Consider the following 22,302-nt stretch of genomic DNA (forward strand, 5'->3'; position numbering starts at 1 on the left):
ATGGACGGGCTGTGCTCTCAGCGCCAGCAAAACAGGTCGCCGGCAATCTTCTTCCAGCAGCTCACTACGGCACGGGTCACTTGGCGGCGAAGTCCTGGGTCCAAGAGATCACTCCATTGGAGTCCTCGGCCGCACCGACCCCGATGAAAGTGAACTTGCAGTTCATGATGGCGGCCTTTGTTACGGGGGCTTCCATCCAGGATTGCACGACCTTGGCTGGGGTGCCCTGGCCCTTGCCGATATTCTCTGCGAAGCTGGTGCCGCCGGTGAAGCCGGCCTCTCTGATGCGGTCCATGAAGGTTCGGCCGTCGCGGTCAGTGCTCGAAAAGTAGTTGTTCTCGACCATGTCGACCGAGTGTCCGCGGGCGGCCCGGTGAAGTTGCCGGTGGTGCTTCAGCGCTCGACATCCCTTCTTCTTCGCTCGCCGGGCGTTGACCAGCCGCACGACCTCGTTCTCCTGCGCCGATCCCACTGCGGCAGCGCCGAAAGAGGACGCCGTGGTGGCCAGCCGGGACAGGATGAACGAGCCGGACTGGCCAACGCCAGAAGACAGGGACGCCGTCGCAGCCTGCGCGGGACTCATGGGCGCGGCGATCGTGGCCAGAGCAGCGGCAGCAGCGAATAACCCAAGAGGTCGGCGCATCATTGAAATCTCCCCAGCTGCGGTAGAAGCTTGACGGCTCTGCATTCTGGCGCACCCATATCGGTTTGTCATCTCATGTCGCAGCAACCACCACACTCTCAACGCCGGTGGCTCGATTACAAACCTATTCTGATCGACCTCTACGCCGGATATATCAGGCTCCAACCGGAGTGCCCGCTCGTAACACATCCTTGTCAGCGCCATGGCGCCAGGCCCTGACCGATGGCTGGTTGACCGACGAGAATGCCCTGCGCCTAGGATCAAGTAGAGCGTGCCGTCTACGAGCAGCAGAGTTAGCGCTCGCCACGCCTTCCTTGGACACGCCCCGGCCCGACTGCCGACCGCGGCTCGGCGGGGACGAGCATGCCCGGCGAAGAGGTCTTCGTTGGAATACAGCACCGGATTTCGTCCGTCAGCGAAGGTCATCGAACCGGGATATCTTGGAACTCCCGGGCAGGACAAGAGAGGTCGGCATAGCCTGTGCCCATGCAAGATGCCCTCGACGATCTCCGCGTCAAGTTTCCCGCTTGCTCCGTCTTCTGCAGGAACGCTGAGGTTGCATGAAGACCTTCACCGTGACCGTCGCAGGTACTGAACGCTACGACGGTGAGGCGCCGTACACGTGGGTGGTGGAGGCGCCCGATGTGGCCAACGCGATCAACAAGGCGATGGCGTACCACGCGCATTCGCAGGATCAACGACTGAGCGACCTGCAGATCGACCCTCTACACACCTTCGAAGGCCTTCCGCCTGTCGAGTGCGGCTATCACTGGAACGACCTGCGAGCTCAGCACCCGTGAGGCCGCTCACAAGCCACTGCGCAAGAGACCAACAGGGGCCGGAAACAGCTCATCACTCGGAGCGGATGTCCCACTCGGACTCGTGCTTTATGGCAGGCAAGCGCCGTTGCACCGTTTCTCGTACCCCTCGGCGCAAATTCTTGTAGAGGGACGGGTCCATCCCCTCGGCAATGAAGACGGCATCCGTGAAGGCATCCACGGTCATAAAAGGTGCTTGCTCAAGCAGCCGCTGCTGCTTCCCGGGCGGGAGGCAGAACCCGTGGCGGACACACAGCTCATCGAGAAGCCAGTGCACTTCATCGTGCCAGACGTCGTCGCCCACAGAGGAGGTATCCCGTGCACGCCCGATCCGGCCAATGATGCGATCACCGCCCCTTACAAGAGCCACGCCGCAGCTGGAAACCAGCGTCCGGCTTCTCACCAGCCCATGATCTCCCACTCAGGCTCGGGAACGACCCCGCACAGGTAGGTGGCCTCCTCCAGCAACTGCGGCGTCAGCTTGATCCCCGTGAGGCGCTCGGCGAGGAGGAACATCGGGCCCCTGTGTATATCGACATGCGGTGGGTAGCGAGCGTCGATCTCGTTCATGGTCTCCACGAGTTCCTCCGGCACCGGCTCCATGTACCCCTCCTGGGCGACGAAGCAGAACCGAAGCTGCCCGTCCTCAAGCCAGTAGAAGTAGTCGAGTGCCTTGATGTCGAGGCAGTAGTGGGAGACGAGGCGGGTGCCCGCGGACAACCGAGTGACGATGTCTGTGGTGAGGCCGAGCACGGTGCCCGCCATTTCGACGATCAACACCCAGTCACCGACGACTGTGATTCCGACGAGCGCCCCGGACGAGCTGCCGAACAGCTGCGTGAAAGTCGCCGGCTCGAAGTCCTCAAGGCGGACGCCGAGCCGGATCGCCACTTCCTCCGGTGTCAGGCCACGGACGTAGGTGATGCAGCCGCCTATCTCGGCGAGCTCGGCGTGGTTCTTGTCGAAGATCATTGCGCAATGCTCGCAGGTGCTACCGACAGTTGAGCTTGAAGAGCACCAAGGAAAGCCGAACCCGGCCAAGGCCGGGGGTCCGGGGGCCGGGAGGCCCCCGGCAAGGGGGTGTGGGGGAGCTCGGCTCCCCCACAAGGCGCAGCCCGAAGCTCAATGCGCGAAGCGCCCCATGCGAAGGCCCGAGCTTTGAGAGGGAGGCCCAAGCTTTGAGGGCCTTACGTAACGTGACGACTTCTGCCGATTCAGTGATCCTCGCGGCGTGCGCGGGCTATCTTGGGTGGCTCCATCCGCCGCGGACGAGAGCGCACCAGTCTCCATGGACCAGCACGTCATCACCACCGAGTGGGTCGACGCCCCCGACGAGATCGCCTACCACGACTACGTCGAAGGCACCTACAACACCTTCTCGTGCACCTGTGATCAGCCCTTGGCCGACCGCGACGCCGCCACGCGGCACGCCGCCGAGGTGGGCCAGTGCCTGATGTGTCTCGGCTCCGGCACGATCTCCATCAATCCGCACCACAGCGGCGGCTGCGACAGTTGCGCGGGTTCGGGCAAGTCGGCGCCGGGCTCGGTCATGATCCAGGCGCGGGTGACGCAGAGCTTCGTCAAGGAGATGGCCGCGCTGCTGCCTGCCGAGTTCGGGCTGAGCGACGTGGTCGAGGTGCTGGGCAGGCGGATGGAGGGCGGCGCCGAGACGGTGCTGTCGGTGGCGGCGGGGCTGATCAGGTATCTGGAGGTGCAGGGCGAGGTGGTGCTGTGCACGGCGCCCGACTTCCTGCCCGGCGACGGGGTGGAGCAGCGCTACGACGATCCTCGGTGGTTGCGCGTGCCCTGATACTGATGATGTGACGGTGACGGCGTGGGCGGCGGTGGCCGTCTTCCTCGGGGCGTACGCGCTGATCGCCACCGAGAAGGTGCATCGGGTGGCGGCGGCGCTCGGCGGGGCGGCGATCATGCTGCTGATTCACGCCACGGACGCGGGCGCGGCGTTCTTCTCCGAGGACTCCGGCATCGACTGGAACGTCATCTTCCTGCTGCTCGGCATGATGGTCATCGTCGGGGTGCTGAAGCAGACCGGGGTGTTCGAGTTCCTGGCGATCTGGGCGGCCAAGCGGGCGCGCGGGCGGCCGTTCCGGCTGCTGGCGCTGCTCGTGCTGATCACCGCGAGCGCGTCCGCGCTGCTGGACAACGTCACCACGGTGCTGCTGATCGCGCCGGTGACGTTCCTGGTGTGCGAGCGGCTGGCGCTGCCGGTGGCGCCGTTCCTCATCGCCGAGGCGATGGCGTCGAACATCGGCGGCACCGCCACCCTGATCGGCGACCCGCCGAACATCATCATCGCCAGCCGGAGCGGCCTGAGCTTCAACGACTTCCTGGCGCATCTGGCGCCGCTGATCGTGGTGCTGGTGGCGGTGTTCATCGGGCTGTGCCGGTGGCTGTTCAGGAATTCGTTCCGGTACGACCCCGAGCGGGCGGCCGAGATCATGGCGCTGAACGAGCGGGAGGCCATCGCCGACCGGCGACTGCTGTGGCAGTCGCTGGCCGTGCTGGCGCTGGTGATGGCGGCGTTCGTGCTGCATCCCGTGCTGCACTACGAGCCGTCGGTCGTGGCGCTGCTGGGCGCCGGGGTGCTCGTGGCGGCCACGAAGGTGACCACCGAGGACGCCATCGGCGAGGTCGAGTGGCCGACGCTGGTGTTCTTCGCCGGGCTGTTCGTGATGGTGGGGGCGCTGGTGGAGACCGGGGTGATCGAGCGGATCTCGGACGCGGCGGCCACGGCCACGCAGGGCCAGCTCGGGGTGACCACGATGGTGTTGCTGTGGGCCTCGGCCGGTCTGTCCGCGGTGATCGACAACATTCCGTACGTGGCCACGATGAGCCCGATCGTCGCCGACCTCGTGCAGGCGAACGGCGGCAACGAGCACGCGCAGGTGCTCTGGTGGGCTCTGGCGCTGGGGGCCGACCTGGGCGGGAACGCGACGGCGGTGGGGGCGGCGGCCAACGTGGTGGTCGTCGGCATCGCCGCCCGCAACGGCACCCCGATCAGTTTCTGGCAGTTCACGAAGTACGGGCTGGTCGTCACGCTGGTGACCATCGCCCTGTGCACCCCGTACCTGTGGCTGCGCTACCTGGTCTGAGCGACCGCACGTCCACGCCCGAGCTGAACGACCACGCGGCCACGCCTCATCTGAGCGGCAGTACGTCCGCGCCGCGTTCGTCGTCGCCGCGCGGCCCGAAGATGCGCCGTTCCGACTCCTCGATGCGCACGTCGTTGATGCTGGCCTCCCTGCGCCGCATCAGCCCGTCCGCGTCGAACTCCCACTGCTCGTTGCCGTAGCTGCGCCACCACTGCCCCGAGGCGTCGCGGGACTCGTACTGGAAGCGGACCGCGATGCGGTCACCGAGCACCGCCCACAGCTCCTTGCGCAGCGCGTAGTCCAGCTCCCTGTCCCACTTGCGGCGCAGGAACGCCCTGATCTCGTCGCGGCCGGCGAGGAACTCGCCGCGGTTGCGCCAGACCGAGTCCTCCGTGTACGCGAGCGCGACCCGGTCGGGGTCGCACGTGTTCCAGGCGTCCTCGGCGGCCTGGACCTTGACGCGGGCGCTCTCCTCGGTGAACGGCGGGACGGGCGGGCGGGACATGGCGGCCTCCTCGACGGCAGGAGAACGGTCGTTCTCGCGGGATAGCCTAGAGAACGACCGTTCTCCGGAGCAAGCGAGGTGCCATGGAACACGCCGAACGACTTCTGACGGCGGCCGGCGAGCTGTTCTACCGGCGCGGGATCCGGGCCGTCGGCATGGACGACGTCAGGGCGGCGTCGGAGGTGTCGCTCAAGCGGCTCTACCAGTGCTTCCCGTCCAAGGAGGCGCTCGTGGTGGCCTACCTGGAGCGGCGGGACGAGCGGTGGATGGGGTCGCTGACGTCCTATGTGCGTGAGCACGGTGGTCAGGTCGGGGCCGTGTTCGGGTGGCTGGAGCGGTGGTTCGGCGAGGCGGACTTCCGCGGGTGCGGGTTCGTCAACGCGTACGGGGAGCTGGGCCCGACGTCGGAGGCCGTGGCCGGGGTGGTGCGGCGGCACAAGCGGCGGTTGCGTGACTACCTGCGCGGGCTGGTCGCCGATGACCTGACGGCCGAGCAGCTCCTCGTCCTGGTGGACGGGGCCACGGTCACCGCCATGGTGGACCCGGAACGAGGAGCGGCGGCGGCGCGGGCGGCGGGTGAGGCCGCCCGCGCGCTCACGGCAGCCCGGGGAGCGTAAGGCTCACATCAGCTTGTCGAGGGTGATCGGCAGGTCGAGCACGCGCTTGCCGGTCGCGTGCCGCACCGCGTTGGCCACGGCCGCCGCGGCCCCGGTGATGCTCACCTCCCCGACCCCGCGCAGCCCCATCGGCATGGTGGAGTCCGGCTCGTCCAGGCAGTGGATGTCGATGCGCGGGATGTCGGCGTGCACGGGCACGTGGTACTCCGACAGGCTCGCGTTCATGATCCGCCCGTTGCGGTGGTCGATCAGCGTCTGCTCCGACAGCGCCATGCCGATGCCCATCACGATGCCGCCCCTGAGCTGGCTCGCCGCCGTCCTGGCGTTGATCACGGTGCCGACGTCGAAGACGCCCGTCCAGCGCGAGACGCGTACCTCCATGGTGTCGGGATCGACCCGCACCTCGCAGAACTGCGCGCCGGTCGCCGCCCGCACCAGGCTCCTGCGCTCGCGCAGGGTCCGCACCATGAAGCCCAGCATGCCCGCCTTGCTCTCCACCTCCACGTGGTCGCGACCGGCCGCTGCCAGGATCTCCGCGTACGTCTGACCTGCGGCTCCGGCGTACAGGCCGCCGTCGCGGGCCTGCACCTCGTCGGGCTTGCGGCCGCGCAGCGGTGAGCCGGGTGAGCGGCGGACCAGGCCGAGCAGGGTGCGCCTGAGCTTGGCGGCGGCGTCCTGCACGCCCGCCGCCGCGCTGGCGGTCTGCATGGAGCCGCCTGCGCCGGGCGCGACGGGCAGGTCGGAGTCGCCGTACTCGACGCGTACGGACGCCAGCGGCACCCCCAGCTCGTCGGCGGCCATCTGCCCCAGCACCGTCGCCGTGCCCATGCCCATCTCCTGGAGGCCGGAGCGCACCACGAGCGTGCCGTCCGCGCCCAGGCGCAGCGTGACGTTCGCGGGCATCCGCATCGACGGGTGGTAGGCGGCGGCCACCCCCATGCCGACCAGCCACCGGCCGTCCCGCATGGAGCCGGGCCTGGGGTCGCGCTCACGCCAGCCGAACCGCTCGGCCCCCAGCGCGTACGCCTCCCGCAGCCTCCGGTGCGCCAGCCGCTGCCCGCCCACCGGGTCGCGGTCGGGCTCGTTGAGCAGGCGCAGCTCGACGGGGTCCAGGCCCAGCTCGAAGGCCAGCTCGTCCATGGCCGACTCCAGGCCGAAGGTGCCGATGGACTCGCCGGGCGCGCGCATGAACGTGTTGGCCAGCAGGTCGAGCTGGACGGTGCTCTGCCGCAGGTGGATGTTGGGCGCGGCGTACAGGTGCCGGGTTCCGGCGGTGACCGGCTCGCCGTTCCCGCCGCTGCGTCCCGTCCTGGACACGCTGGTGTGGATGATCGCGGACAGTTTCCCGTCCGCGCCGGCGCCCAGCGCGACCCGCTGGATGCTGCCCGTGCGCCCGCCGACCGTGTGGTAGACGCCCTCGCGGGTGAGCGAGAGCCGTACCGGCCTGCCTGTCGCGCGGGCGGCGAGCACGGCGAGCAGCGTGCCGGCCCAGACCGAGCCCTTGCCGCCGAACCCGCCCCCGACGAACGGGGCCAGCACCCTGACGTTCTTCTCCGGCACCTCGAACCGCTGGGCCAGGTGCTTGCGTGTCCAGGTGATGTTCTGGGTGGCCTCGTGCACGGTCAGCCGGTCGCCGTCCCAGACGGCGGTGGTGGCGTGCGGCTCGATCGCGTTGTGGTTGTGCGGCGGCGTGGTGAACGTCAGGTCCACCGAGTGCGGCGCGGCGGCCAGCGCGGCGGGCGCGTCCCCTTTGGTCGCCTCGGCCTCGCTGATGAGGTTGCCCTTCTGGGGGACGGCGTTGCCCTGCTCGGCCGCCAGGTCCACCGCGGCGGGCAGCTCCTGGTACGCCGGGCGCACCAGCGACGCCGCGTACCGGGCCGTCTCCGGGGTCTCGGCGACCACGACGGCGATGGGCTGGCCGTTCCAGAGCACCTCGTCGGTGGCCAGGTAGTTGACCGATGTGCCGGCGACGAGCGTGCTGAGGTCGAGGAAGCTCACCTTGGGGCTGGGCTTCATGGGCCGGGTGTTCTCGTGGGTGAGGACGTCGATGACGCCGCGCACCGCCCGCGCCTCGTCCGTGTCGATGGCGGTGATGCGGCCCCGGGGGATCGTGGCGTGCACGATCGCGGCGTAGGCCAGGCCCGGGTACGGGTACTCGGCGGCGAAGCGGGCCTCGCCGGTCGTCTTGGCGGGGCCGTCCACTCGGTCGACCGCCTGCCCGACGTACTTAGTGGTGCCGGTCGTCTGCTCGGTCTCGGCGTACTTGATGCTCATCGGGCCGTCCCTCCCGTGCTCAGTTCGCGCAGCGCGGCGGTGATGGTGGCCACGGCGAGCGGGGCCTTGAAGGCGTTGCCCTGCCTGGTGGTCGCCTCGGCCAGCTCCGCCTGGGCGGCGCGGCGGAAAGCGTCCTCGTCGGCGGGGCCGCCGGTCAGCAGGCGCTCGGCCCGCGCGGCGCGCCACGGCTTGGGCGCGACGCCGCCGAGCGCCAGCCGCACCTCGGTGACGACACCGTCGCGCACCTCCAGCGCCGCCGCCACCGAGACCAGGGCGAACGCGTAGGAGGCGCGGTCGCGGACCTTGCGGTAACGGGAGTTGGCGGCGACCGGGGCGGGCGGCAGCTCGACCGCCGTGACCAGCTCGCCGGGGGCGAGGGTGGTCTCGAGGTCGGGGGTGTCGCCGGGCAACCGGTGGAAGTCGGCCATGGGGACGCGGCGGGTGCCGTCCAGTCCGCGTACCTCGACGACCGCGTCGAGGGCGGCCAACGCCACGCACAGGTCGGACGGGTGGGCGGCCACGCAGCTCTCGCTGACGCCCAGGATCGCGGTGCCGCGGTTGAACCCGTCGAGGGCGTCGCAGCCTGCGCCGGGCGAGCGCTTGTTGCAGGCGGAGGCGTGGTCGTAGAAGTACGGGCAGCGGGTGCGTTGCAGCAGGTTGCCGCCCACGGTGGCCATGTTGCGGAGCTGGCCGGAGGCGCCGGACAGCAGCGCCTGCGACACCATCGGGTAGCGGGCGCGCACCCGGGGGTCGGCGGCCAGGGCGCTGTTGCGGACGAGCGCGCCGACGCGCAGGCCGCCGCCGGGCAGGTCGTCCACGGTGTCGAAGGGCAGGCCCGTCACGTCCACGACGGTGTCGGGGCGCTCGATGCCCTCGCGCATGAGATCGACCAGGTTGGTGCCGCCGCCGAGGAACCTGGCGCCGGGCTCGCTGGCCGCGCGCACGGCTGAGTCGACGTCGGCGGCTTTGACATAGGCGAACGGCCTCATCGGGAGGCCTCCTTGATCGCGTCCACGATGCCGTTGTAGGCGCCGCACCGGCACAGGTTGCCGCTCATGCGCTCCCTGATCTCAGCTTCGTCGAGCCCCTGGGACTCGGTGACGGCGCTGGGCATGCCGGCCTCGTACTCGGCGAGCATGCCGATCGCCGAGCAGATCTGGCCGGGGGTGCAGTAGCCGCACTGGAGGCCGTCGTTGCGGACGAACGCCTCCTGCAGCGGATGCGTCACGCCCTCGATGGTGGTGATCTCCCTGCCGTCGTACTGGACGGCCAGGGCGAGGCACGCGTTGATCCGCACGCCGTCGGCGAGCACCGTGCAGGCCCCGCAGGCGCCCTGGTCACAGCCCTTCTTGGGGCCGGTCAGCCCGAGCCGCTCGCGCAGCGCGTCGAGCAGGCTCACCCACGGCTCGACGTCGAGTGACTCGACGGAGCCGTTCACTTTCATCCGTATCTCGGTCACGCGCTTCCCTCTCGCCTTGTGGTCCGGACGCTAACAGAACAGCGTTTCCTTAACAAGTGAACGGCGTCCTCTTAAATCCGCGCCAGTATGCTGATGGCGACATGACGCGGTCGGCATTCCTCCGGGCCAGGCGGCCCGAGCACAAGCAGCAGCGGCGCGAGGCCATCCTCGCCGCTGCCCGCGAGCTCGCCCGCACCTCCGGGGTGCGCAACGTGAGCCTGGGCGCGGTCGCCGAGGCCGTGGGGCTGGCCAAGTCCAACATCGTGCGGTACTTCGGCACCCGCGAGGAGATCTACCTGGAGCTGCTCGCCGACGAGTGGCGCCAGTGGGGCGAAGCCGTCGCCGAACGGCTGCGCACCATCAGCGGCACGACGGCGACCGCGCAGGCCGTGACCGCGCTGGTCGAGACGATCGCCGAGCGGCCGCTCTTCTGCGACCTGCTCAGCCACGCCTCCACCAGTCTCGAACACAACGTGTCGGTCCCCGCCGCCCGCGCGTTCAAGCACGCGGTGCACGCCCGGATCGCCGAGATGGGCGCCGTGATGGCCGGCGCAACCGACCTGACCGAGCGCGAGGGCGGCGAGCTGGCGGCGGCCTGCAGCGGGCTGGCCGGCATGCTCTACCCGGCCTCCAACCCGCCGCCCGCGCTGGCCCAGGTCTACGCCGAGGACCCGGAGCTGGCCGCCTCGTGCCCGGTGCTGCTGCCCACCCTGCTGCGGGCGCTCTCCGCCCTGGCCGCCGGACTGCCGACCCTCAGGGAAGAGTGAAAGTTTCACCTCTCTCCAGGCATTCTTTCGCGGACGCGATCGTGGCGCTGTACATCGGGACGGTTTCCGCAGACCATGTGCCCCGGACCTAACCGGTTAACAGGAAGGCACCCCCCATGACCAAACGACTCGGGCTCGCGGCGGCGGCGCTCCTGTCGCTGCTCGTCTCGATGCTGATCGTCCCGGCTCCCGCGCACGCCGCGGTCGGGCTCCGGGTCAGCGGCACCAGGATCCTGGAGGCCAACGGGAACGCGTTCGTCATGCGCGGCGTCAGCCACGCGCACACCTGGTACACGAACCAGACCAGTTCCTTCGCCAACATCAAGGCGCTGCGCGCCAACACCGTGCGCGTGGTGCTCAGCGGCGGCCGGTGGACCCCGAACAGCGCGTCCGACGTGGCCAACGTCGTGTCCCTGTGTCGGCAGAACCGGTTAATATGCGTGCTCGAAAACCACGACACCACCGGGTACGGCGAGCAGAGCGGCGCGTACACGCTCGACCAGGCGGTCGACTACTGGAGCAGTGTCCGCAGCGCCCTCACCGGCACCGAGGACTTCATCATCGTCAACATCGGCAACGAGCCGTACGGCAACAACAACGTCTCCGCCTGGACCGCCGCCACCACCAGCGCGATCACCCGGATGCGCGGCCTCGGCTTCCAGCACATGCTGATGGTGGACGCGCCCAACTGGGGCCAGGACTGGCAGTTCACCATGCGCAACACCGCCCAGACCGTGGCGAACGCCGACACGCAGAAGAACACGGTGTTCTCCATCCACATGTACGGCGTCTTCGACACGGCCGCCGAGATCACCGCCTACCTGGACGCGTTCCAGACCGCCGGCCTGCCGCTGGTGATCGGCGAGTTCGGGCACAACCACTCCGACGGCAACCCCGACGAGGACACGATCATGGCGCAGGCGGTGTCGCGCGGCCTCGGCTACATCGGCTGGTCGTGGAGCGGCAACGGCGGCGGCGTCGAGTACCTCGACATGGTCACCAACTTCGACCCGGCCGCGCTCACGTCCTGGGGCCAGCGCATCTTCAACGGCGCCAACGGCATCACCGCGACCTCCCGCGAGGCCACCTTCTTCAGCGGCGGCGGCACCGACACCACCGCCCCGACCACGCCCGGCACCCCGTCGGCCTCCGGCGTCACCGCCACCGGCGCGAACCTGACCTGGACGGCCTCGACAGACGCGGGCGGCTCGGGGTTAGCCGGGTACGACGTCTACCGGGAGCAGGGCGCGACCGACCCGCTGCTCGGCTCGTCCACCACCAACTCCATCACCCTGACGGGCCTGACGCCGTCCACGCAGTACCAGGTGTACGTGCGGGCCCGTGACGGGGCGAGCAACCAGTCCACCGCCTCGGCCACCACCACCTTCACCACCACGTCCGGCGGCGGCACCGGCGGCGGCTGCACGGCCGCCGGGACCGTGCAGAGCCAGTGGGGCGGCGGGTACGTCGTCCAGCCCGTCACGGTCACCAACACCGGCACGTCGGCCATCACCGGCTGGACCGTCACCTTCACCCTGCCCGCCGGGCACACCCTGGCCGGCTCGTGGAACGCCACGGTGACGACCAGCGGGCAGACGGTCACGGCCAAGAACGCGGGCTACAACGGGAACGTGGGGGCGGGCGGGAACACCAGCTTCGGCTTCCAGGTCGCCCGGCCGGGCGGGAACACCGCCACGGTCAGCTCGTACACCTGCGCCGCGTCCTGACGAGACGTCGAGAGTCGCCCCCTCCGAACGGTGGGGGCGGCTACGCTCTGATCATGACCGAGCGGGAACGCGCCGACGCCCTCGGGTACGGCACGGCCGTGGCCGAGGCGCTGACGGCGGCGGGCATCGAGAACGGCGGCGCCGCGCGGGCCGGGAAGCCGGGCCAGGCGAAACGCGCCCTGACGATCTCACTGACGGGCTCCTACTGGCACATCCCCGACTTCGAGGACTCGGCGTGGATGAGCCTCGAGTGGGACGAGGAGCACGGCTGGGCGCTGCTCGACGTGAACGAGCCCGGCGCCGTACGCGGCTACGCCCACACCTACTACGACTTCGAGCTGGGCGTGCTGCCCGACCCGGCCGAGGTGGCGCAGCTCGCGCACGCGGTCCTGGAGGGGGAGGAGCAGTTGGGCGCCGGCCCCCGCGACAAGTACCGCAGGGCCGCCAAGCACCAGCCCGACTTCGAAACCGCCCTGGCCGCCTACTGAGTCACGACACCCCGGGCGGTGAGGTGGAGTCGCGGATGACGAGCTGGCACGGCAGCGTGTGCACGCCGGGAGTCGCCTTGCCGTCGATGGCGGCGAACAGGTGCTGCGCCGCCGTCCGCCCCAGCACCTCCAGGTTCATGTCCACGGTGGTCAGCGCGGGCCGCGTCTCGGTGGACAGCACCTCCCAGTTGTCGTAGCCGACCACCGCGAGGTCGTCGGGCACCCGCCGCCCCCGCTCGCGCACGGCCTCCACGAACCCGGCGGCGATCTGGTCGCTGCCGCAGAACACGGCGTCGATCTCCGGCTCGGCCATCAGCAGCATCTCGGCCGCGTGCCGCCCCCACCGCTGCGACCACACGCCGGAGAGGGTCTGCCCGGCCTGCTGGACGCCGGCCTCGGCGAGCGCCTGACGCAGGCCCTCCTCGCGGTCGCGCGCCGCCTTGTAGTGCGCGGGCCCGGTGACGTGCGCGATGCGCCGCCGTCCGAGGGCGAGCAGGTGGTTGACGGCCATCGCCGCCGCGCCCACGTCGTCGGGCACGAACGAGACGTCGGCGGGGTCCTCGGAGGGGCCGTAGGCGTAGACGACGGGCACCGGCAGGTCCTTGCTCACGGACGGGCGCGGGTTCGTGCTCTCCCCCACCACGATCAGCCCGTCCACCCGCCGTGACAGCAGGGCGCGCAGGTGGTGCTGCTCCCTGATGGCGTCGCCGCGCGCGTCGCACAGCAGCACCGCCATCTCCCCCGCGCCGAACGCGTCCTCGGCCCCCAGGAGCACGGGGATGCCGAAGCGGCCGACGCTGTCGGAGGTCAGCAGGCCCACGGTCTTCGTCTGCCCGGACAGCAGCCCCCTGGCCAGGGCGTTCGGCTGGAAGGAGAGCTCCGCCGCGGCGGCGAGCACGCGTTCGCGTGTGGCCGCCCGCACGTCCTGGCGCCCGTTGAGCGCCTTGGAGGCCGTGGCGATCGATACCCCCGCCAGCGAGGCCACGTCGTTGATGGTCGCCCGCTTACCCGCCATACGTCGAAACCCTTTTCGGTGAATTGTGAACCGCTTAGCACCTTAGCACCCATTGACATGGGCTCATGTTTCTTCTACGTTTCCGAAAACCTTTAAGTCCAGGAGCACATCATGAGACGAAGGCTGGCCGGGATCTCCCTCCTCGGTGTGTTAGCGCTCACAGCGGCGGCCTGCGGCAGTGGCGGCGGTGGCGGCGGCGGGACACAGGCGGCGGACGGTCCCGTGACCATCACCATGTGGACCCGCGCGGCGACGCAGACGCAGAGCGAGCGCCTGGTCGCCGAGTACAACAAGACCCACAAGAACCAGGTCAAGCTCACCGTCATCCCCACGGACAACTACCAGCCCCGCATCGCCGCCGCGGCCGGCGCCAAGCAGCTCCCCGACGTGTTCGCGGCCGACGTCATCTTCGTCCCGAACTACACCTCCCAAGGCCTGTTCATGGACATCACGGACAGGATCGCGGCCCTGCCGTACAAGGACAAGCTCGCCCCCTCCCACATGAAGCTCGGCACGCTGGACAACCGGCAGTACACGCTCCCCCACACTCTCGACCTGTCGGTCTGGTTCTGGAACAAGGACCTGTACGAGAAGGCCGGGCTCGACCCCGAGCAGGGCCCCAAGACGCTCAAGGAGTTCGCCGAGCAGGCCACCACCGTGCAGGAGAAGCTGGGCAAGGACGGCAAGATCCACGGCACCTTCTTCGGCGGCAACTGCGGCGGCTGCTACGTCTTCACCTTCTGGCCGTCCGTCTGGGCCGCCGGCGCCCAGGTCATGAACGCCGAGGGCACGGTCTCGCTGAACGACCAGCCGGGCATGACCGACGTGTTCAAGATCTGGCGCGGCCTGTACGAGAACAAGGTCACCGGCCCGACGGCCAAGGAGGAGCAGGGCCCCACCTGGACCGGGTTCTTCCCCAAGGGCGAGATCGGCGTCATGCCGATGCCGTCCACCACGCTCGGCCTGATGCCGAAGGAGATGAAGATCGGCGTCACCCCGATCGCGGGCCCTGACGGCGGCGAGTCCACGTTCGTCGGCGGCGACTCGCTCGGCATCGCCTCGACCTCCAGGAACGCCGACGCGGCCTGGGAGTTCGTCTCCTGGACGGTCTCCGACCAGGCGCAGGTCGAGGTGATGGCCAAGAACAAGGACGTGCTCGCGCGCACCGACCTGGCCAGCAACAAGTACTCGGCAGAGGACCCGCGCGTGGTGCTGATCAACTCGCTGGTGGCCAAGGGCGAGACGCCGTTCGCGCTGCGCTTCGGCCAGACCTACAACGACCCGCAGGGACCCTGGCTGCGGCTGGCCCGCGAGGCCGTCTTCGGTGACGCCTCGAAGATCAGCCAGCTCAACGCCGAAGTCACGAAGTCGCTGCAGCAATGACTCTGACGGCCCCACGGACGAGGCGGGCGGCGCACTCGGCGCCGTCCGCCCGGTGGCGGAGCAGGAAGGTCCAGGGCTGGCTGTACGCGGCGCCGACGGCCGTCATCGTGGGCGTGCTGTTCATCGCCCCGCTGGTGCTGGTCGTCTGGATGTCGCTGAACCGCTGGCCGCTGCTCGGCCAGGCCACCTTCAACGCGCCGGCCAACTACCTCAAGATCGCCGACAATCCGCTCTTCATCGACGCGGTCCTCTTCACGCTGAAGTACACGGCCATCACCACCGTCCTGCTGTCGGGCGTGGCGCTGGGCCTGGCGCTGCTGGTGCAGGAGCGCAGGCCCGGCATCGCGTTCTTCAGGACCGCGTTCTTCCTGCCGGGCGCGGTCGGCTTCGCGGCGGCGGGCCTGCTGTTCTACGGGATGCTGAACAACGACTTCGGCCCCATCGACCCGATGCTGCGCGCCTTGGGCTTCACCGGCGAGCCGGTCAAGTGGATCGGCACCCCGAACATGGCGCTGTTCTCCACGATCACGCTGGTGATCTGGCGCTTCGCCGGGTTCAACATGCTCATCCTGCTGACCGGGCTCCAAGCCATCCCCGCCGAGGTGTACGAGGCCGCCAGGAGCGACGGTGCGAACCGATGGCAGATCTTCACCAAGATCACGCTTCCGCTGCTGCGCCCCACGCTGGCGCTGATGCTGATACTCAGCGTCACGGGCTCGCTGCTGGCCTTCGACCAGTTCTTCGTCTTCACCAACGGCGGCCCGGACAACAGCACGGTCTCCATGGTCATGGTCGTCTACCGGGACGCGTTCTTCCGCTTCGACCTCGGCGGCGCGGCGGCCCTGTCGGTCGTCCTGCTCGTGGCCCTGGTCGGGCTCAACACGCTGATGATGCGGAGGCTCCGTTGAGCCGTTACCTCACCCTGTCGGCCCTGGCGGTGCTGTTCCTGTTCCCGCTGGTGTGGAGCGGCTACGCCTCGCTGGAGGAGCCCTCCAACTACCTGGAGATGGCCCGCTTCGGCGAGGGCATCGACACCTACGCCGCCAACAGCGTGCTGGTGTCGGCGATGACCGTGGGCGGCACGCTGGTCGTCTCGGCGCTCGGCGGCTACGGCTTCGCCCGCTTCGACTTCCCCGGCAAGAACCTGCTGTTCCTGGCCACGCTGGCGATCCTCATGGTGCCGTACGCGACCATCCTCATCCCGCTCTACGTGCTGCTCGGCTACCTCGGCCTGCAGAACTCGCTGGTCGGGCTGTCGCTGGTGTTCGTGATGTTCCAGCTCCCGTTCGCGCTGTTCATGATGCGCAACGCGTTCGAGGCGGTGCCGCGCGAACTGGAGGAGGCCGCGCTGGTGGACGGCTGTGGCACGTTCCGCGCGTTCTCCAGGATCCTGCTGCGCGCCGTGCGGCCCGCGCTGATCACGGTCGGCCTGTTCGCGTTCCTGGCGTCGTGGAACGACTTCTTCGCGCCCCTCATCCTGCTCAACGACGGATCATCCTTCACGCTGCCGGTGGCCGTGGTCAGCATGACGCAGCACACGTTCGGCGCCATCGACTACGGCATGCTCCAGGCCGGAGTCATGGTCATGGCCATCCCCTGTCTCGTCCTCTTCATCGTTCTGCAGCGCCACTACGTGCGCGGATTCATGTCAGGAGCTCTGCGTGGCTAATCCCGTCCTGCCCTCATCGGGCGTCCTGTCCCCCCTCGGCCTCGACTCCGTACGCGTGCTGCCCGGCTTCTGGGGCGACCGGATCGCGCTCAACAACGACGTGACGATCGCCCACTGCCAGGAGTGGGAGGAGCGCGAAGGCTGGATCGGCAACTTCAGGGGCGAGCGGCCCCGCAGGGGACGGGAGTTCAGCGACTCGGAGATCTACAAGCTGCTGGAGGCCATGGCCTGGGCCGATCACCCGGGGCTGCCCGCGCTGGCCGAGATCGTGGCGCAGGCGCAGGAGGGCGACGGCTACCTCAACACCCGCTGGACGGGCAGCCGCTACACCGACTTCGAGTGGGGGCACGAGCTGTACTGCTACGGCCACCTCATCCAGGCCGGGGTCGCGCGGCTGCGCATGCACGGCGAGGACCAGCTCACCGAGGTCGTCACCAGGGCCGCCGACCACGTGTGCCGCCGCTTCATGGACGGCGACGAGACCTGCGGCCACCCGGTGATCGAGATGGCGCTGGTCGAGCTGTACCGGGCCACCGGCACCGAGCGGTACCTGGAGATGGCCCGCCGCTTCGTCGAGCGCCGAGGGCTGCCGGCGCTGGCCGACATCCCGTTCGGCCGCGCCTACTACCAGGACGACCTGCCCGTCAGGCAGGCGCAGGTGTTCCGCGGGCACGTCGTGCGGGCGCTCTACCTGGCCTCCGGCGTGGTGGACGTGGCGGTCGAGACCGGCGACCAGGAGCTGCTCAAGGCGGTCGAGTCGCAGTGGGAGCGGACGGTCGCCCGGCGTACGCACCTGACCGGCGGCATGGGCTCGAGGCATGCCGACGAGTCGTACGGCGAGGACTACGAGCTGCCGCCGGACCGCGCCTACAACGAGACGTGCGGGAGCATCGCCTCCATCATGCTGGCGCACCGGCTGCTGCTGGCCACCGGCGACGCCCGCTACGCCGACCTGGCGGAGCGGACCATGTACAACATGCTCGCCACGGGCGTGGCGCTGGACGGCGCGTCGTTCTTCTACGTCAACCCGCTGCAGGTGCGGGTGCCCGCGACGCCGCTCGACGGGGTCAACCACGCGGCCGAGGGCGGGCTGCGCTCGCCGTGGTTCGACGTGTCGTGCTGCCCGAACAACATCGCCAGGACGCTGGCGTCGCTGCCCGCGTACGTGGCCGCCGCGAAGGACGGCGGGGTGCTGATCCACCACCTCACCCCGGCGGAGATCAGGTCAGGGCGGCTGGCGCTGCGGGTGGAGACCGGTTACCCGTGGCAGGGCTCGGTGAGCGTGCGGGTGCTGGAGGACGGCGAGGGCCGGGTCGGGCTGCGGGTGCCCGCCTGGGCCACGGACGCCACGCTCGCGCACGTGCCGGTGTCCTCCCAGGACGCGCCGCTGCCGGAGGGCCCGGTCATCCGGCCCGTCGGCCCCGGCTACGCCTACGTCGAGGGGCCGTGGCGGGCCGGTGACGAGATCCGCCTCGAACTGCCGATGCGGCCCAGGTGGACCCTCCCCGACCGGCGGATCGACGCGCTACGGGGCAGCGCGGCCGTGGAGCGCGGGCCGCTCGTCTACTGCGCGGAGTCGGTGGCCGACGAGCCGCCGCTCGCCGCCGTGACGGCGCGCGTCGATCCGCCGGAGGAGCACGAGACGGACGGCGTGGTGGAGCTGGAGGTGGGGGCGAAGGTCAGCTCCGGCGGCGACGGCACCTGGCCGTACGGCGCGGCGCCCGCCTCCCAGGAGGGCGCGGACGTGCGGCTGCGGCTGGTGCCCTACCACCGCTGGGGCAACCGGGGTCCCGCCACCATGCGGGTCTGGCTTCCGACGATCTAGGAGATGGACGTGCGCAAACCCCTGGTCTGCTTGGCCGTGTTAGCGCTCACCGCCTCGCTGGGCGTGCCGCCGTCCCACGCGGACGACGCGCTCGGCATGCCGGTCTTCACGGGTGACGACCCGGTTCCGGCCGAGCCCGTGGGCTACCACCCGCGCAGGATGATGGCGGAGATCTACCAGAAGGAGAAGGGCGGCGACTCGTACTGGATCGACCGCATGCTCGCCCGCCCCGGTGACGACCCGGCGGGGCCGTGGCTGATGACGCGCGGGCGGGCGCTGTTCATGAAGGAGCACGACCCGTCGGTGCTCGGCTTCGGCGGGTCCGTGGCGTACTGGGAGAGCATCGACAACCGCGACGCGTACGAGATCTCGCTCGGCGCCCCGCTCACCGAGGACGTCTCCCAGCGTCTGCAGATGCCCAGCCACTGGACCGGCCGGTACGCCGGTGACGGGCTGGCCGTCGGGGTCGAGAAGTTCATCACCCACGAGAACGTGGCCGTGACCACCCTGGAGATCACCAACACGGGCGCGCAGGCCCGCTCGGTGCCCGTCACCGTCACCTCCCCCTACGCCAGGAACGCCGACGGCGACCGGGAGCTGACCGGCGCGGTGTGGGCGAAGAACAAGCTGACCACGATCTTCCCCAGGCTCAGCGGCGACGGCCTGAAGGTGTCGGACGGCGCGCTGAAGGGCTCGCTGACCGTCGAGCCTGGCAGGACCGTGCGCACCAAGGTGCAGATGGGCTTCGTCACCGAGGAGCTGCCGAGGTCGCGCGCCGAGTACGACGGGTACAAGGGCCGCTCGCCCGAGCAGGCGCTGCGCCGCCAGCTCCAGGACTACAACGCCTGGTGGGCGGAGAACCTGCCCTACATCGACGTGCCCGACGAGAACATCAAGAAGTTCGTCTACTACCGCTGGTGGCTGATGCGCTTCAACTTCCTGGACGCCGACATCCCGGGCAACGACTACCAGTTCCCCACGTCGGTGGAGGGGGCGCTGGGCTACAACAACGCGATCGTGCTGACCGTGCCGATGTTCGTGCAGGACCTGAAGTACCTGCGGGACCCGGTCTACTCCTACGGGCCGTGGGTGTCGGCGGGCGAGGTGTCGCGCAACTCGAAGTACACCGACAACCCCGGCGACCCGGAGAACTGGTCGAACAGCTACACCCAGTACATCTCGGCCGCCGCCCTGGAGAGCTACCAGCTCCACGGCGGGCAGCCGTCGATCCTGCGCAACCTCGCCAGGTACGCCGAGAAGGACGTGTACGGGCAGCTCGACGCCTACGACTCCAACGACAACGGCGTCATCGAGTACGACTGGGAGGCCATGACCGGCAACGACGCCGACGCGGTGTCGTTCCACTACTACGACCGGGCCAACGAGCGGCTCGAAGGGGCCTACGTCTACGCGAACGCGATGGCGGCGGCGCAGGCGTACGAGCTGTCGGGCGACGCCGCGAAGGCCACCGAGATGCGGGGCGTGGCGGGCAAGGTGCGCGACGGCATCCTCACCCTGCTGTGGGACGAGCAGAACAAGCTGTTCAAGCACCGCGACCTGCAGACGGGCAACCTGATCCCGTGGAAGGAGTCCAACAACTACATCCCGTACGCGACCGGCCTCGTCCCCACCGATGACCCGAAATATCGGGAGGCGTTGAGGTTGTGGGCCGATCCTGCGGAATATCCGATCTTCCCGGCGTACACGGCCAACCAGAAGGACAAGGCGGAGGCCGCCGCCCAGGGCAAGCCGGGCTCCAACAACTTCTCCCAGATCAACTCCACCAGGAACTTCGCGCTGTTCTCCAAGGCGCTGCGCGAGTACGCCAACCCGTACCTGACGGCCGCGCAGTACAAGCAGCTCCTCTACTGGAACGCCTGGTCGCAGTACGTCGGCGGGGACACCCGCTACCCCGACGCCAACGAGTTCTGGGCCAACTGGAACCCCAAGACCAAGACCATCGACTACCGCTCCTGGATCCACCACACGATCCTGGGCAGCAGCAACTGGACCGTCATCGAGGACGTCATGGGCCTGCGCCCGCGCTCGGACGGCAAGGTCGAGCTGTGGCCGGTGGACATCGGCTGGGACCACTTCACCGTCAACGGCATCGACTACCGCGGCGCCGACCTGAGCATCGTCTGGGACAAGCCGGGCGACGGCGCCCGCCACTACGCGGGCGTGCCCGAGGGCTACTCGATCGTCATCGACGGCAAGCGCAAGGTCACGCTCTCCGGCCTCGCGCACGCCACCTGGGACCCGAGGACCGGCAAGGTCGAGGGCGGCGACGTGCTGCACGCGGAGAAGGCCCCGTCGCTGAAGTCGCCCACCGAGGTCAGGCTGACCGGCGACCGTGTCGAGGACCTGTTCCAGAAGGCCGGCGTGGACCTGGACTCCACGCGCCGGAACCTGGTCGAAACGGCCACCGCCTCCACCGGCGACGCCGCGGGCGCGGTGGACGGGTTCACGATCAACGAGCCCTACTGGGGCGGCGGCGACTGGCTGGAGGTGGACCTCGGCGCGGTGCGCAAGGTGGATACGGTGCGGCTGTACTTCTACAACGACCGCAAGACCCGCCTCGACCCCGCGCTCTACACCCTGCAGTACCAGGACGGCGGCGCCTGGAAGGACGTGCCGAGACAGGACAGGACACCGCCCTACCCCCGGGCGAACCTGAACGAGATCCGCTTCCCCGCCGTGACCACCGCCAAGCTGCGGGTGCTGGCAGGGGGCGCGAGCGTGAAGGAGGTGCAGGCCTACCACGCGGGCGGGTCCGCCGGCCGCGTGTCCAACCGGCCGCCGCAGGTGGTGCCCGTGGTCGATCCCGCTTTCACCCGCCCGGGGCAGGCCAGGATCGAGGCCGTGGTCAAGGACGACGCCCTGCCCAAGGGCACGCTGAGCATGCAGTGGTCCAAGGTGTCGGGGCCCGGTGAGGCGTACTTCACCGAGCCGACCGGCCCTGCCACGGTGGTCGCGTTCTCGGCGGCGGGGTCGTACACGCTGGAGCTGGCCGCCACGGACGGCGCGAGGACCACCACCGCCACCGTGCGCGTCACCGCCACCGACCAGGCCGCTCAGGTGAACATCGCGCCCAGGGCCACGCCCACGGCCTCCTACACCTCGCCGTGGGAGCGGGTCACCGCCATCAACGACGACATCGACCCGCCGCGCTCCAACGACGCCGCCAACCCGCGCTGGGGCACCTGGCCGCAGCAGGGCACGCAGTGGGTGCAGCTCGACTGGCCCGCCCCCGTCCAGGTGAACAAGGCGGACGTGTACTTCTTCGACGACGGCGGCGGCGTGCGCGTGCCCGCCTCGTGGAAGATCCAGCAGTGGGACGGCGACTCCTTCGAGGACGTCACCGGCGCGCAGTCCTACCCGGCGGCCGTGGACGCCTACAACACCGTCTCCTTCGACACCGTCACCACCTCGCGGCTGCGCGTGCGGCTCGAATCCGGTGCGGCGTCGGTCGGCCTGCTGGAGGTCAAGGTGTACGAGGTGCCGCCCGACTCGGTGCGCCCCGTCCACGTGCCCACCCTGGTGAACACGCTGCCCGAGCTGCCCGCCACCGTGGAGACCGTCTACGCCGACGGCTCCCGCGGCCAGGCCGCCGTCACCTGGCAGCAGGTCACCCCCGAGCAGGTCAGGACCGGCGGCACCAGCTTCACGATCACCGGCCTGGCGGAAGGCGTGCGGCAGCCCGCCCAGGCCACCGTGTACGTCCGCGCCACCTCGGCGGTGACGATCACCTCGATCGCGGAGGAGGCCGTCACCACCCGGGCCGGGGTCGCGCCGGTGCTGCCCAGGACCGTGGTGGCGACGTACAACGACGGGTCGAAGGACAGCTCGGTGGCCGTCACCTGGGAGTCCGTCGATCCCGGGCGGTACGCCCAGCCCGGCGCGTTCACCGTGACCGGGCAGGTTACGGGCACAACTGTGACCGCGAAGACCACCGTCACCGTCCAGTAGCGCCTATTCTGTCCTGGCCCCGCCCGTTTC

20 protein-coding genes are annotated in these 22,302 nt (G+C 69.7%); 12 read left to right on the plus strand and 8 right to left on the minus strand.

Going from position 1 to position 22,302, the window contains the following annotated elements; all coding sequences use genetic code 11:
• Positions 1 to 76: 76 nt before the first annotated feature.
• Positions 77 to 646 (minus strand): CAP domain-containing protein, encoded by a 570-nt coding sequence (locus tag ABD331_RS25550; protein WP_344479394.1) that lies wholly within the window; start codon positions 644 to 646, stop codon positions 77 to 79.
• A 557-nt stretch (positions 647 to 1,203) separates the two neighbouring features.
• On the opposite strand from ABD331_RS25550, the gene ABD331_RS25555 reads away from it, so the two are divergent.
• Positions 1,204 to 1,443: a hypothetical protein gene (locus tag ABD331_RS25555; RefSeq protein WP_344479396.1), complete on the plus strand. Its 240-nt coding sequence runs from the start codon at positions 1,204 to 1,206 to the stop codon at positions 1,441 to 1,443.
• Positions 1,444 to 1,495: 52 nt separating this feature from the next.
• Here the strand turns inward: ABD331_RS25555 and ABD331_RS25560 are convergent, their stop codons facing one another.
• Complete coding sequence (locus ABD331_RS25560) at positions 1,496 to 1,765, minus strand: hypothetical protein (protein WP_344479399.1); 270 nt, start codon at positions 1,763 to 1,765, stop codon at positions 1,496 to 1,498.
• 95 nt (positions 1,766 to 1,860) lie between these two features.
• The gene (locus ABD331_RS25565; RefSeq protein WP_344479402.1) at positions 1,861 to 2,433 is read right to left on the minus strand and encodes a DUF6461 domain-containing protein; all 573 of its coding nucleotides are present in this window, start codon (positions 2,431 to 2,433) and stop codon (positions 1,861 to 1,863) included.
• A 316-nt stretch (positions 2,434 to 2,749) separates the two neighbouring features.
• On the opposite strand from ABD331_RS25565, the gene ABD331_RS25570 reads away from it, so the two are divergent.
• Complete coding sequence (locus ABD331_RS25570; RefSeq protein WP_344479405.1) at positions 2,750 to 3,271, plus strand: hypothetical protein; 522 nt, start codon at positions 2,750 to 2,752, stop codon at positions 3,269 to 3,271.
• 10 nt (positions 3,272 to 3,281) lie between these two features.
• A complete protein-coding gene (locus ABD331_RS25575) occupies positions 3,282 to 4,574 on the plus strand; it encodes an ArsB/NhaD family transporter (protein ID WP_344479408.1) in 1,293 nt (430 codons plus the stop codon).
• Positions 4,575 to 4,620: 46 nt separating this feature from the next.
• Here the strand turns inward: ABD331_RS25575 and ABD331_RS25580 are convergent, their stop codons facing one another.
• Positions 4,621 to 5,079, minus strand: coding sequence for a DUF1348 family protein (locus tag ABD331_RS25580; protein WP_344479411.1), 459 nt, complete (start codon positions 5,077 to 5,079; stop codon positions 4,621 to 4,623).
• A gap of 83 nt (positions 5,080 to 5,162) precedes the next feature.
• Here ABD331_RS25580 and ABD331_RS25585 point away from each other — a divergent pair, with 83 nt between their 5' ends.
• Positions 5,163 to 5,696 (plus strand): TetR/AcrR family transcriptional regulator, encoded by a 534-nt coding sequence (locus ABD331_RS25585; protein ID WP_344479413.1) that lies wholly within the window; start codon positions 5,163 to 5,165, stop codon positions 5,694 to 5,696.
• 3 nt (positions 5,697 to 5,699) lie between these two features.
• Here the strand turns inward: ABD331_RS25585 and ABD331_RS25590 are convergent, their stop codons facing one another.
• The 3 genes from ABD331_RS25590 to ABD331_RS25600 are packed head-to-tail and all read right to left on the minus strand — an operon-like array spanning position 5,700 to position 9,414.
• Positions 5,700 to 7,970: a xanthine dehydrogenase family protein molybdopterin-binding subunit gene (locus ABD331_RS25590; RefSeq protein WP_344479416.1), complete on the minus strand. Its 2,271-nt coding sequence runs from the start codon at positions 7,968 to 7,970 to the stop codon at positions 5,700 to 5,702.
• Complete coding sequence (locus tag ABD331_RS25595; RefSeq protein WP_344479418.1) at positions 7,967 to 8,959, minus strand: FAD binding domain-containing protein; 993 nt, start codon at positions 8,957 to 8,959, stop codon at positions 7,967 to 7,969. The genes ABD331_RS25590 and ABD331_RS25595 overlap by 4 nt, the downstream gene beginning before the upstream one ends.
• Positions 8,956 to 9,414 (minus strand): (2Fe-2S)-binding protein, encoded by a 459-nt coding sequence (locus ABD331_RS25600; RefSeq protein ID WP_344479704.1) that lies wholly within the window; start codon positions 9,412 to 9,414, stop codon positions 8,956 to 8,958. The genes ABD331_RS25595 and ABD331_RS25600 overlap by 4 nt, the downstream gene beginning before the upstream one ends.
• 116 nt (positions 9,415 to 9,530) lie before the next feature.
• On the opposite strand from ABD331_RS25600, the gene ABD331_RS25605 reads away from it, so the two are divergent.
• From ABD331_RS25605 to ABD331_RS25615, 3 genes are all read left to right on the plus strand, one after another.
• Positions 9,531 to 10,196: a TetR/AcrR family transcriptional regulator gene (locus tag ABD331_RS25605; RefSeq protein WP_344479420.1), complete on the plus strand. Its 666-nt coding sequence runs from the start codon at positions 9,531 to 9,533 to the stop codon at positions 10,194 to 10,196.
• A 116-nt stretch (positions 10,197 to 10,312) separates the two neighbouring features.
• Positions 10,313 to 11,923 carry a cellulase family glycosylhydrolase gene (locus ABD331_RS25610; RefSeq protein WP_344479423.1) on the plus strand — a complete coding sequence of 537 codons (1,611 nt, stop codon included), beginning with the start codon at positions 10,313 to 10,315 and terminating at the stop codon, positions 11,921 to 11,923.
• Between the two features lie 53 nt (positions 11,924 to 11,976).
• Positions 11,977 to 12,411, plus strand: coding sequence for a DUF6292 family protein (locus tag ABD331_RS25615; RefSeq protein WP_344479426.1), 435 nt, complete (start codon positions 11,977 to 11,979; stop codon positions 12,409 to 12,411).
• 1 nt (position 12,412) lies between these two features.
• Here the strand turns inward: ABD331_RS25615 and ABD331_RS25620 are convergent, their stop codons facing one another.
• A complete protein-coding gene (locus ABD331_RS25620) occupies positions 12,413 to 13,426 on the minus strand; it encodes a LacI family DNA-binding transcriptional regulator (protein ID WP_344479428.1) in 1,014 nt (337 codons plus the stop codon).
• A gap of 111 nt (positions 13,427 to 13,537) precedes the next feature.
• Between ABD331_RS25620 and ABD331_RS25625 the strand changes: the two genes are divergently transcribed.
• The 5 genes from ABD331_RS25625 to ABD331_RS25645 are packed head-to-tail and all read left to right on the plus strand — an operon-like array spanning position 13,538 to position 22,272.
• Positions 13,538 to 14,809, plus strand: a complete 1,272-nt coding sequence (locus ABD331_RS25625; RefSeq protein ID WP_344479431.1) for an ABC transporter substrate-binding protein — start codon at positions 13,538 to 13,540, stop codon at positions 14,807 to 14,809.
• Positions 14,806 to 15,717, plus strand: coding sequence for a carbohydrate ABC transporter permease (locus ABD331_RS25630; RefSeq protein WP_344479433.1), 912 nt, complete (start codon positions 14,806 to 14,808; stop codon positions 15,715 to 15,717). Before ABD331_RS25625 ends, ABD331_RS25630 begins: the two co-directional genes overlap by 4 nt.
• Complete coding sequence (locus ABD331_RS25635) at positions 15,714 to 16,478, plus strand: carbohydrate ABC transporter permease (RefSeq protein WP_344479436.1); 765 nt, start codon at positions 15,714 to 15,716, stop codon at positions 16,476 to 16,478. Before ABD331_RS25630 ends, ABD331_RS25635 begins: the two co-directional genes overlap by 4 nt.
• Positions 16,471 to 18,303, plus strand: a complete 1,833-nt coding sequence (locus ABD331_RS25640) for a glycoside hydrolase family 127 protein (protein ID WP_344479438.1) — start codon at positions 16,471 to 16,473, stop codon at positions 18,301 to 18,303. Before ABD331_RS25635 ends, ABD331_RS25640 begins: the two co-directional genes overlap by 8 nt.
• Positions 18,304 to 18,312: 9 nt before the next feature.
• Positions 18,313 to 22,272, plus strand: a complete 3,960-nt coding sequence (locus tag ABD331_RS25645; protein ID WP_344479441.1) for an Ig-like domain-containing protein — start codon at positions 18,313 to 18,315, stop codon at positions 22,270 to 22,272.
• Positions 22,273 to 22,302 lie beyond the last annotated feature (30 nt).

This window comes from Nonomuraea monospora (assembly GCF_039531895.1).
Classification (GTDB): domain Bacteria; phylum Actinomycetota; class Actinomycetes; order Streptosporangiales; family Streptosporangiaceae; genus Nonomuraea; species Nonomuraea monospora.

What these genes read in the sequence shown, in the direction of transcription:
- ABD331_RS25550 (WP_344479394.1), bottom strand. Translation starts at nt 646, where the DNA reads ATGATGCGCCGACCTCTTGGGTTATTCGCTGCTGCCGCTGCTCTGGCC.
- ABD331_RS25555 (WP_344479396.1), top strand. Translation starts at nt 1,204, where the DNA reads ATGAAGACCTTCACCGTGACCGTCGCAGGTACTGAACGCTACGACGGT.
- ABD331_RS25565 (WP_344479402.1), bottom strand. Translation starts at nt 2,433, where the DNA reads ATGATCTTCGACAAGAACCACGCCGAGCTCGCCGAGATAGGCGGCTGC.
- ABD331_RS25570 (WP_344479405.1), top strand. Translation starts at nt 2,750, where the DNA reads ATGGACCAGCACGTCATCACCACCGAGTGGGTCGACGCCCCCGACGAG.
- ABD331_RS25580 (WP_344479411.1), bottom strand. Translation starts at nt 5,079, where the DNA reads ATGTCCCGCCCGCCCGTCCCGCCGTTCACCGAGGAGAGCGCCCGCGTC.
- ABD331_RS25585 (WP_344479413.1), top strand. Translation starts at nt 5,163, where the DNA reads ATGGAACACGCCGAACGACTTCTGACGGCGGCCGGCGAGCTGTTCTAC.
- ABD331_RS25590 (WP_344479416.1), bottom strand. Translation starts at nt 7,970, where the DNA reads ATGAGCATCAAGTACGCCGAGACCGAGCAGACGACCGGCACCACTAAG.
- ABD331_RS25595 (WP_344479418.1), bottom strand. Translation starts at nt 8,959, where the DNA reads ATGAGGCCGTTCGCCTATGTCAAAGCCGCCGACGTCGACTCAGCCGTG.
- ABD331_RS25600 (WP_344479704.1), bottom strand. Translation starts at nt 9,414, where the DNA reads ATGAAAGTGAACGGCTCCGTCGAGTCACTCGACGTCGAGCCGTGGGTG.
- ABD331_RS25605 (WP_344479420.1), top strand. Translation starts at nt 9,531, where the DNA reads ATGACGCGGTCGGCATTCCTCCGGGCCAGGCGGCCCGAGCACAAGCAG.
- ABD331_RS25610 (WP_344479423.1), top strand. Translation starts at nt 10,313, where the DNA reads ATGACCAAACGACTCGGGCTCGCGGCGGCGGCGCTCCTGTCGCTGCTC.
- ABD331_RS25615 (WP_344479426.1), top strand. Translation starts at nt 11,977, where the DNA reads ATGACCGAGCGGGAACGCGCCGACGCCCTCGGGTACGGCACGGCCGTG.
- ABD331_RS25620 (WP_344479428.1), bottom strand. Translation starts at nt 13,426, where the DNA reads ATGGCGGGTAAGCGGGCGACCATCAACGACGTGGCCTCGCTGGCGGGG.
- ABD331_RS25625 (WP_344479431.1), top strand. Translation starts at nt 13,538, where the DNA reads ATGAGACGAAGGCTGGCCGGGATCTCCCTCCTCGGTGTGTTAGCGCTC.
- ABD331_RS25630 (WP_344479433.1), top strand. Translation starts at nt 14,806, where the DNA reads ATGACTCTGACGGCCCCACGGACGAGGCGGGCGGCGCACTCGGCGCCG.